Source organism: Streptomyces sp. NPDC002793 (genome assembly GCF_040295485.1).
Classification (GTDB): Bacteria; Actinomycetota; Actinomycetes; order Streptomycetales; family Streptomycetaceae; genus Streptomyces.
In genome coordinates, this window is the sequence record NZ_JBEOVL010000137.1 from 1 (window position 1) to 1,515 (window position 1,515).

Consider the following 1,515-nt stretch of genomic DNA (forward strand, 5'->3'; position numbering starts at 1 on the left):
AGGATGCGCTGGGCGACGAGGGGGCGGATCTCCTCGACGATAGGAACCTTGCGGGCCCGCTTGCCCTTGGTGCCCTTGTCGGTCAGCCCGCCGGGAGCGGGTGTGGTCTGACGCCGCACGGTCCAGATCCACTGGGTGGTGTCGATGTCTCCGACGCGGCAGCCTGAGATCTCCCCGATCCGTGCGGCGGTGCACGCGGCGAAAATGACCACCTCTCCCCAGCCGCGGTACTCGTCGTGAGAGGCGGCCACGAGCGCGTCGGCCAGTGCGAGGAGTGTCTCCCAGTCGGGCAGGGCGAGGGTGCGCGGGTCAAGGAGTTCGTCCTCGGCCTGCTTGTAAAGCTTCTGCCACCCGGTGACCCGGGCGGGGTTGACCTTGACGATGCCGTCGCGGACTGCCTGCTCCATGACGCGGACCAGAACGGCGATGGTGTTCTTGACCGTTGAGCGGCTGAGCTCGTCGGCGATCCAGTTCTGCACGGTGCGGTCGACAACGCCATTGGTGATCATCCGGACCGGGACGTGGCCCAGGGCGGGCACGACACGCATCCGCCAGCCTGACAGGTAGGGGTCGAGTGTTTACAACTCCAGGTCGCGCAGAGCGAGGTCCATGTTCGCGTTGCCGTATTCGGCGAGCTTCATGGTGGCGAGCGACGAGACAGTGAGCCTGTTCCAACCTGGCGCCCGGGCCTGCCTGTTGGGCTGGCAGCGCAGAGAAGCCCCTGGTAGACGGGTTTTCGACCAAGAGAACTCGTCCCGCCAGAGGCTTCGCATGCTTGTCTACCGTTCCGGGCTCGACCTGTCCTGCTCCACTCTGAGCTTCCTGACCAAACGACTACGCGCCCGTCACCGCGCCCAGGGCACCCGATGGAGACGTCTGACGCCGGGCCGCCGGGCCCTGCTCACCTTCGCTCACCTGCGACGGGGCGACACCTACGCCCAGCTCTCCGCCGGATTCGGCATCGGCACCGCGACCGCCTACCGCTACAGCCGAGAGACCATCGAGGTTTTGTCCGCCCTCGCACCCACGCTCGGCCAGGCCATCGACACCGTTTGCCGCAAGGCGCTCGTCATTCTCGACGGCACCTTGCTGCGGATCGACCGCATCGCCGCCGACCATCCCTCCTACTCCGGGAAGGCAAAGCGGCACAGGATGAACATCCAGGTCCTCACCGATCCTCACGGCCGCCTGCGGTGGGCCTCGCCGGCGCTGCCGCAACCAGGCCAACGTCGTCGTGATGCAGCCTTCCGCCGCCGGCCGGGCAGCCGGCGCCAGGCCGGTACGGCTGGGTTTGGTCAACGATCCCCGAGCAACAGAAGACACAGCAGCCTGGGCACGAGCCGGTGGTCCAGACGTCGCTCCGAAGCCCGAGAACCTCGAACCGTACGCCTGCCGGCCGCCACAGCGCCGTGCGGTCTCCTAGCTTGTTCTTTTTCTTCCGGTCTCGAACGGTGTCTCGTACTGGGTCGCTCACCTGGGGATTCACCGGACGTGGGGGCGGCCTTCGTCTGATCC

At 67.1% G+C, this 1,515-nt stretch carries 1 protein-coding gene and 2 pseudogenes; 2 read left to right on the plus strand and 1 reads right to left on the minus strand.

Annotation, left to right across the window (positions count from 1 at the left end; all coding sequences use genetic code 11):
- Nucleotides 1–548: pseudogene (locus tag ABT001_RS35970) on the minus strand (site-specific integrase); the annotation flags it as partial.
- Nucleotides 549–771: 223 nt separating this feature from the next.
- Here ABT001_RS35970 and ABT001_RS35975 point away from each other — a divergent pair.
- Both ABT001_RS35975 and ABT001_RS35980 read left to right on the plus strand, forming a co-directional pair.
- Nucleotides 772–1,215 (plus strand): annotated as a pseudogene (locus ABT001_RS35975) (transposase family protein); the annotation flags it as partial.
- Nucleotides 1,175–1,423 carry a hypothetical protein gene (locus tag ABT001_RS35980; RefSeq protein ID WP_502967586.1) on the plus strand — a complete coding sequence of 83 codons (249 nt, stop codon included), beginning with the start codon at nucleotides 1,175–1,177 and terminating at the stop codon, nucleotides 1,421–1,423. The pseudogene ABT001_RS35975 and the gene ABT001_RS35980, both read left to right, overlap by 41 nt.
- Nucleotides 1,424–1,515: the final 92 nt, after the last annotated feature.